Source organism: Mesorhizobium caraganae (assembly GCF_016836705.1).
Classification (GTDB): domain Bacteria; phylum Pseudomonadota; class Alphaproteobacteria; order Rhizobiales; family Rhizobiaceae; genus Mesorhizobium; species Mesorhizobium caraganae.
Genome location: NZ_JAFCGY010000049.1, coordinates 23,096 through 29,984 on the forward strand (window position 1 = coordinate 23,096; position 6,889 = coordinate 29,984).

Below are 6,889 nucleotides of genomic sequence, written 5' to 3' on the forward strand. Positions count from 1 at the left end.
AAGCGCTAAATTCGCGCTGTGCTTAGAATCTGTCAGTCGCTCTACTCAAGACCAGGCCACTAGATAGGAACTGCCCATGACAATTTCGACCGTGCCTGCAATCAGCGAGGCGGATGCACTAATTGAGCGCCGACTTTGCGAGCTCGCAACTTGCGATTCAGCCTCGATCTGGGAGGCTCAAGACGAACTGTCCAGGGCGATTGCAGCGGCGGGCATGCACTTTGAGGGGCGTGCGTATCCCGTATGTCTCCGGCCCCTTGCGATAGACTGCGGTCTGGCAAATCACCTCAGCGCTACCGCTGAGGCCGTGATCAAGCTCCTTGATGTCGCCGCTGAGTTGTATTGCTGCAATGAAGACGTACAGGACCTATTTCCAGCCTACAAACATTTGCGACATTGGACAACCAATCTACCAAAACATCGGCCGGTCGTAAGAATATGCAGGCTGGATGGCCTTTTCGGCAGCGATGGCTATTATAAGATAATTGAAACGAATACTGAAGCACCTGGCGGAGTTATTCAGAACGGCCTCGCCGCGAAAATCTGGACCCGTATACCCAACCCATTGACACATGGCCTGTCATTCGACGTGAGCAAGCAGCCTTTTGCGAAAGATCCGAACTGCTTCGTCCGGGAGCTGGTGTCTGGCTATTACGCTGCGACCGGCAGCGAACTCAGAACTGCCGCCGTCGTCAACTTTCGCGGCCGTTATACAAACGAAGTAGATTGGATGGTAAACGGTCTACGAGACGCAGGCGTCAAAGCAGTGTTGCTGGGTGCCAGCGAGATGAAGCGAACACCTCGTGGACTAGTCGGGCCTGATGGCGAACTCATTGAACTTGTTTACAATAAACTTGATCCTCGGGACTTCATTGAAGATAACGAAGCTGGCGACTACTTAGACGCATGTGCAGCTCAAGAGGTTGTTTCGATAAACCCGTGGATATCCCAGTGGGTATTATCTGACAAGGCGATCCTTGCTGTACTCAGCGATGATCGATACAGCTCGAACTTTAACGCCGAGCAGATCGAGCTTATTGCACGCCACGTTCCGTGGACCCGCCTTGTTAGAGAGGGAGTAACAACTGACCCCGAACAGCGTCGGATCGAGCTCATCGGCTACATCCGGAAGAACAAGGCCAATCTTGTTCTGAAGCCCTCTAACGCGACGCGTGGCGAGCATGTGTTGGTTGGGCGTCTCACTTCCTCAGAGGTGTGGGAAGAGCACATTGGCCGGGCCGCCCGCAACCCATACGTCGTTCAAGAGTACGTCAGGCCCGGAGAGGTTACGGCTCTGCACCTGCCGAGCCGGACGATAAAGAAAATGGCTTATGGAATTGACTGTTACGTATTCGGTGGCCGCCTGGCAGGTTTTCAGTCGCGCGCAAGCCTCGATCCAGTGATGAACGTTGGACGAAGCGGGATTCTGCTACCAATCGCTATCGACTAATTTTTTCGCGACTGAGGTCGCCAAACATGCAGAAGGCCTGAACCGCAATGGCCGCCTATATCCTACGCAGATTCGTTTCGACCATCGCCGTCATGGCGCTGGTCGGGATCTTCGTCTTCCTGCTTCTCAGGCTGGCGCCCGGCGAGCCGGTGGCCATGATCGCCGGCAAGTCGGCCACGGCGGAGACGTTTCGCCGGCATCCGCAATAATGGGACTGAATGATCCTATGCCGGTTCAGTTCATACGTTGGGCGCGGGACATGCTCGGCGGCGATTTCTCGGCGGCGATTTCGGCACCTCGATCTTTGCCGGACGACCGGTTCTCGACATCCCGTCCCAGCCGGCCCGACCAGTGACCAAGGGCCGACAACCCGGCAGGGGAAAAGTACAACGTGAGTGCTGTGAAATAACGATCCTGGCGCCGCGCTCATTCAGGTCGGCAATGATGGTGTTGCTGTCGAAGGCTTTGTCAGCGATCAAGCCGCCGAAACAGACACCATCGATGAGCGGTGCGACACCCACGGTATCGAACCGCTGGCCGGGCAAAAGAACAAAGCGCACAAGATTGCCAAGTGCGGTGAGTGCCAGGATTTTGATTGTCATGCCGCCCTTGGAGCGGCCTATGGCCTGGCTTTGAGTCCCCTTTTGCGCCCTGTCCATGGCGGTTGACCTTGACGATGGTGGCATCAACCATGGCGTATTCCATGTCCGGTTCATCCGAACAGGCCTCGAAAAGCCGAATGAAAACATCAGCTTTGACCCAATCGCGGTAGCGCTTGAAAAACGGTGTTCCAGCTCCCGAAGAAGGCTGGAAGGTCGCGCCACCGACTTCCTGTCCGCACGATCCAAAGCAACGCTTCGATGAAGCGGCGATTGTCACTACCACTTCGTCCGGGATCGGCTGGTTTACCCAGACAATGCGGTCCATCTTCGCCCTGATCTCGGGGACGCTCCAGCTTGCGCCTCCGGGCACTGTGAAGTGAATGCCGTTGTCGGTGAGAACGGTGTGGATCTTGTAGGGCACCAGTTCGATTAGCTTGCGCAGGAAGTCGGCTGCAACACGCCTGGTGGCGCGTTCATGCAGTTCGGCGAAGGCGAACTTGCTTACTCGGTCGATGGCGACGAACATGTAGAGCTTGCCCTCCTCGGTCCAGACTTCGGCGATGTCGATATGGAAGTAGCCGATCGGGTAGGCCTTGAACTTCTTGCGCGGCTTGGCGCCTTCGACGCCTGGCAGGCGGCTGATGTCGTGGCGCTGGAACAGCCGATGCAGACTGGAACGGGTGAGATGAGGGACCGTGGCCTGGAGCGCATAGAGGCAATCGTCGAGCGGCAGGAGCGTGTGCCTGCGGAAGGCGACAACCAGCGCTTCCTCTTCCTTTGAGAGCACTGTCGAGCGCACATCCTTCGGACCCATCGGCGTGTCGGTGACGAAGTCGCGCTTCTTCCACTTCGTCACCGTCTTGGGGTTTATGCCGTAGCGTCCGCTCAATTCTTGGATCGAAGCTTTCGATCGCTGTATCGCAGCTCGGACCGCGTGAGTGGTCGTGGCGCTCCCGTGAAGTGTCTGTCCCATAGTCTGTCCTTGTCGATGGCGGCATCAACGCTACCATCACACTGTGGGACTGAACATCTAGTGGTTTCCGCTTAACATAAGAGTCTGGCTTGAGATTCCCTTTCGCGAGTGCGCATGCGAGTTTGGCGCGCCGAGATCATTCTGTTGAGCAGCGCCGGTGTGGGCGCCGTCCAGATCATGCAGCAAACTGGCAAATCCAAGACCTGCAACATCGCGCCGATCACCGTCGCAAGCATTTCATGGCCTTCGATGAGATCGCGAATTCGCGCCTCGAACGCCCCCGGCTCGCCTCGCCAACCTTGAGCCCGTAACCGCGTAGGATTCCGCGGATGCTGAGTTCCACGTCGAGCAGCTTGGCCTGCAACAGCTTGCGGCCGACCAGCAGTGCCCGTATCTCCTGGGCATCTGCGGATTTGGCGTGCACAGAACTATACCAGCCCGTGCGCTGCAACTGCGCAATCCCGCGGGCGTCTTTGCGATCCGTCTTCACCAGCATCGCCGACAGCGCCGCATTCACATGCCGTGTCTCCAGCAACACCACCTCAAAGCCGGCGGCGACCAGCCCCTCGCGCAACCACTGCGACAGTGGGCCCGCCTCAAGGCCAACCCTGACTATCGGCAGCCCAAGATCGCCAAAATGCTGCAACAGCGCCTTTGGCTCGCTCGCCACCTTCGTCTCACGCACGATCTTGCCCGATGAATCCACCACGCAAACGCTGCTCAGTTCCAGCGACACATCAATTCCTGCATAATAGTCCATGGTTGTCCCCCGCTTGATGCTTGGGGCCGACACAATCAGACCCCGTTTCAACATCATCACTCTGAGGGACAGCCACCTTCCTGGCTATGCGAGGAGCGCCGGCCCATTACGGCATCTAGCCGGCCTTCAACGAATTTTCTGGCCTCGGCGATGGACGCCGCATCGATCCCGTGGTGCCGATAAAGATCTTTTACCGTGCCAGTCTGCCCGAAATGCTCGACCCCAAGGCTAACCGTCTTGTGACCCATCACCCCACCCAGCCAAGAGAGAGCCGCCGGATGACCGTCGATGACGGTGACAATCCTGCAATAGCGCGGCGATTTGGGAGAGACGTGCGCGACATATGTGGAACTACGGGCTCGTAGAATGTGCCGCCCGAGAGCATAGCCCAAACGATCCTCGCATTCTTGTTGGCGAGCGCGACGGCCGCGACATTTGGAATGCCGCCTTTGCCGCAGCGTACCTGATGTTTGATCCCAGGCTTTGATGGGGCATTCTTGCCGGCTGCTTTGCCGAGCGCAGCGCGAGCGCCATGGATCATCAATGTGTGCAGATAGCGATCGCCGCGTTTGCTGATACCGAATAACCGCCATAGCCCGACCTGTTGGTCAGCATGGACGGGTAACTCGGTATTGGGGGTGTGAGAAGGCGATGACCTGAATGGGTGCATGATCGAACTGCGTATTCCGGTGATGCCGGACGGCTATTCCAATCTGAAGCCGGACAGGTATTCCGATTTCATGCCGGACACGATTCCGATTTGAAGCCGGACAGTTAGTGTGCCCCTGGGTCGTGCAGGTTTTTGACCTGAACCGGTTGTGTGCGTCAAGCCAGAGTAGTTTGATTGGTGGTCACGGCTTTCTGTTTTCGCAGGCTCTCGCCGCTGAGTTCGATGCGATAGGCATTGTGAACAAGCCGGTCCAATACGGCGTCGGCGATGGTTGGGTTGCCGATCATGTCGTACCAATGGTCCACGGGCACCTGGCTGGTGACGATCGTCGATCGCATTTCGTACCGATCCTCGATGATTTCCAAGAGGTCGCGACGCTGGTCGTCATTGAGCTTCTCCGGCCCCCAGTCGTCGAGGATGAGCAGATCGGTCCTGGCCAAGGCCTTGAGGACCTTCGGATATCGGCCGTCGCCGCGCGCCAGTCCAAGTGTTGCGAACTGGCCGGTCCCTGTAGAGATGAGCGACGCCGACCTGGAGTCGTGCCTGTGCGGCTTACCTGGGGTGAAGCCTGGCCGGCGCAAGCAGCCGGAACCGGACTGGTCGGCGGTGGTATGTGAGCTGAAGCGCAAGCATGTGACGCTGCAGGTTCTGTGGGAAGAATATATCGGCGCGCACCCGGATGGTTATCGCTACAGTCGTTGGTGTGACCTGTTCCGGCGCTGGGAAGGCCGCCTGCCTCTGACGATGCGGCAGCACCACGCGGGCGGCGAGAAGATGTTTGTCGATTACGCCGGCGACACGGTGCCGGTTGTGGTCGACCGCCGGACCGGTGAGGTGCGCGATGCCCATCTGTTTGTGGCGGTGCTCGGCGGATCGAGCTTGTCATTTGCCATGCGCGACGTGGACCGAGCGGTTCGCCGACTGGATCGAGGCACACAACAGCGCCTTCGCCTTCTTCGGCGGCGTGGCTCATCTTCTGGTCCCCGATAACGCGAAGGTTGCGGTGATCAAGGCGTGTCACTTCGATCCGATGGTCAACCGCAGCTATACCGACATGGCGCGCCATTACGGCACGGCGGTGCTCCCGGCGCGGCCGAGGAAGCCACGCGATAAGGCGAAAGTCGAGGCCTGCGTCGGCATTGTCGAACGCTGGGTTCTGGGCCGCTTGCGCAACCGGATCTTCTACAGTCTGGCCGAGGTGAACACTGCGGTCGCCGAGTGCATCGCCGATCTCAACGACACACGGGTGCTTCGCCAGTTCGGCAAAACGCGCCGCCATCTGTTCGAGGAGATCGACGCGCCGAACCTCAAGCCGCTGCCGATCGAACCGTGGGTCCATGCTGAGTGGAAGCGTTGCCGGGTCGGGCTCGATTATCACATTGCGATCGAGCACCACCATTACTCGGTCCCCTGGCGCTTCGCCCGCCGCGAGGTCGAGGCCCGCATCACCGCACGCACCGTCGAAATCTTCCTCGAAGGCGAACGCATCGCCGCGCACATGCGTGGCAGCGGCAACGGGCGGCATACGACGATCCCCGAACATATGCCGTCGAGCCACCGGCGCTACCGGGAATGGACGCCGTTGAAAATCCGGGAGGAAGCGGCACGGATCGGCCCGATGCTGTCGCTGCTGGTTGAGAAGATCATCGAGGATCGGCCGCATCCCGAGCAGGGTTACCGTTCATGCCTCGGCATCATCGGACTGGAGAAGCGCTTCGGCACCGAACGCTTGGAAGCGGCCGCGCGGCGCGCGCTGGAGATCCAGGCGCGCAATTATCCTTCAGTCAAATCGATCCTCGAGAAGGGGCTCGACAAGGTTCCGGTGCGCAAAGCCTCGGAGCACACGCCGATCTTCCACACCAACATCCGGGGCCCCGGATATTACCACTGAAAGGACTGCAATGCTCAAACACCCGACACTCGAACTGCTGGGGCAACTCGGTCTGGCAGGCATGGCGCATGCGTTCATCGAACTGGAGAGCAACAGCGATGCCGCCAACCTTAGCCATGCCGAATGGCTTGCCCTTCTCCTCGATCACGAGGCGACCTATCGCAATGACCGGCGCCTTGCGCTTCGCCTTCGCCATGCCAGGCTACTTCACCATGCCGTGCCCGAGGACGTGGATTACCGTGCCGCGCGCGGTCTCGATCGTAGGCTGTTCGACAGGCTGCTCAAGGGTGACTGGATCGCGGCCCATGAGAGCTTGGCCATCATCGGGCCGGCGGGGGTGGGGAAGAGTTGGTTGGCGTGCGCCATCGGCCACAAGGCTTGCCGTGACAATCGCTCGGTACTCTACACCCGGCTGCGGGACTGTCAGGATTTCCGTGTACGGGCGGGCGGTTGAACATTATGCCGCCATGGCCCTGATGAAGCGCTCACCGAAGATTACGGCGAACTGGGCCTTTGCCATGGACCATTCACGTGGCGGCATTT

Annotated in this window: 2 protein-coding genes and 8 pseudogenes; 4 read left to right on the forward strand and 6 right to left on the reverse strand. The window is 59.1% G+C overall.

What is annotated here, in order from left to right; all coding sequences use genetic code 11:
- The first annotated feature begins 76 nt into the window (after positions 1-76).
- Together JQK88_RS33600 and JQK88_RS36675 are read left to right on the forward strand one after the other, a co-directional pair.
- Positions 77-1,450, forward strand: a complete 1,374-nt coding sequence (locus tag JQK88_RS33600) for a glutathionylspermidine synthase family protein (RefSeq protein ID WP_203280866.1) — start codon at positions 77-79, stop codon at positions 1,448-1,450.
- Between the two features lie 47 nt (positions 1,451-1,497).
- Positions 1,498-1,659, forward strand: a complete 162-nt coding sequence (locus JQK88_RS36675) for a hypothetical protein (RefSeq protein ID WP_246750165.1) — start codon at positions 1,498-1,500, stop codon at positions 1,657-1,659.
- Positions 1,660-1,821: 162 nt separating this feature from the next.
- Here the strand turns inward: JQK88_RS36675 and JQK88_RS36680 are convergent.
- The 6 pseudogenes from JQK88_RS36680 to JQK88_RS33625 form a co-directional block, all read right to left on the reverse strand.
- Positions 1,822-2,405: pseudogene (locus tag JQK88_RS36680) on the reverse strand (IS5 family transposase); the annotation flags it as partial.
- A gap of 17 nt (positions 2,406-2,422) precedes the next feature.
- A pseudogene (locus tag JQK88_RS33615) lies at positions 2,423-3,025 on the reverse strand (DDE-type integrase/transposase/recombinase); the annotation flags it as partial.
- A 194-nt stretch (positions 3,026-3,219) separates the two neighbouring features.
- Positions 3,220-3,785, reverse strand: a pseudogene (locus JQK88_RS33620) (IS110 family transposase); the annotation flags it as partial.
- A gap of 56 nt (positions 3,786-3,841) precedes the next feature.
- Positions 3,842-4,102: pseudogene (locus JQK88_RS36685) on the reverse strand (hypothetical protein); the annotation flags it as partial.
- A gap of 38 nt (positions 4,103-4,140) precedes the next feature.
- Positions 4,141-4,383: pseudogene (locus tag JQK88_RS37845) on the reverse strand (IS110 family transposase); the annotation flags it as partial.
- A gap of 227 nt (positions 4,384-4,610) precedes the next feature.
- A pseudogene (locus JQK88_RS33625) lies at positions 4,611-4,943 on the reverse strand (ATP-binding protein); the annotation flags it as partial.
- 13 nt (positions 4,944-4,956) lie between these two features.
- On the opposite strand from JQK88_RS33625, the pseudogene istA reads away from it, so the two are divergent.
- Positions 4,957-6,346 (forward strand): annotated as a pseudogene (istA, locus tag JQK88_RS33630) (IS21 family transposase); the annotation flags it as partial.
- A gap of 10 nt (positions 6,347-6,356) precedes the next feature.
- Positions 6,357-6,761: pseudogene (locus tag JQK88_RS33635) on the forward strand (ATP-binding protein); the annotation flags it as partial.
- Between the last annotated feature and the right edge of the window lie 128 nt (positions 6,762-6,889).

Excerpts from the sequence above, each read along its gene's own strand:
- JQK88_RS33600 (WP_203280866.1), top strand. The coding sequence starts at position 77 with ATGACAATTTCGACCGTGCCTGCAATCAGCGAGGCGGATGCACTAATT.
- JQK88_RS36675 (WP_246750165.1), top strand. The coding sequence starts at position 1,498 with ATGGCCGCCTATATCCTACGCAGATTCGTTTCGACCATCGCCGTCATG.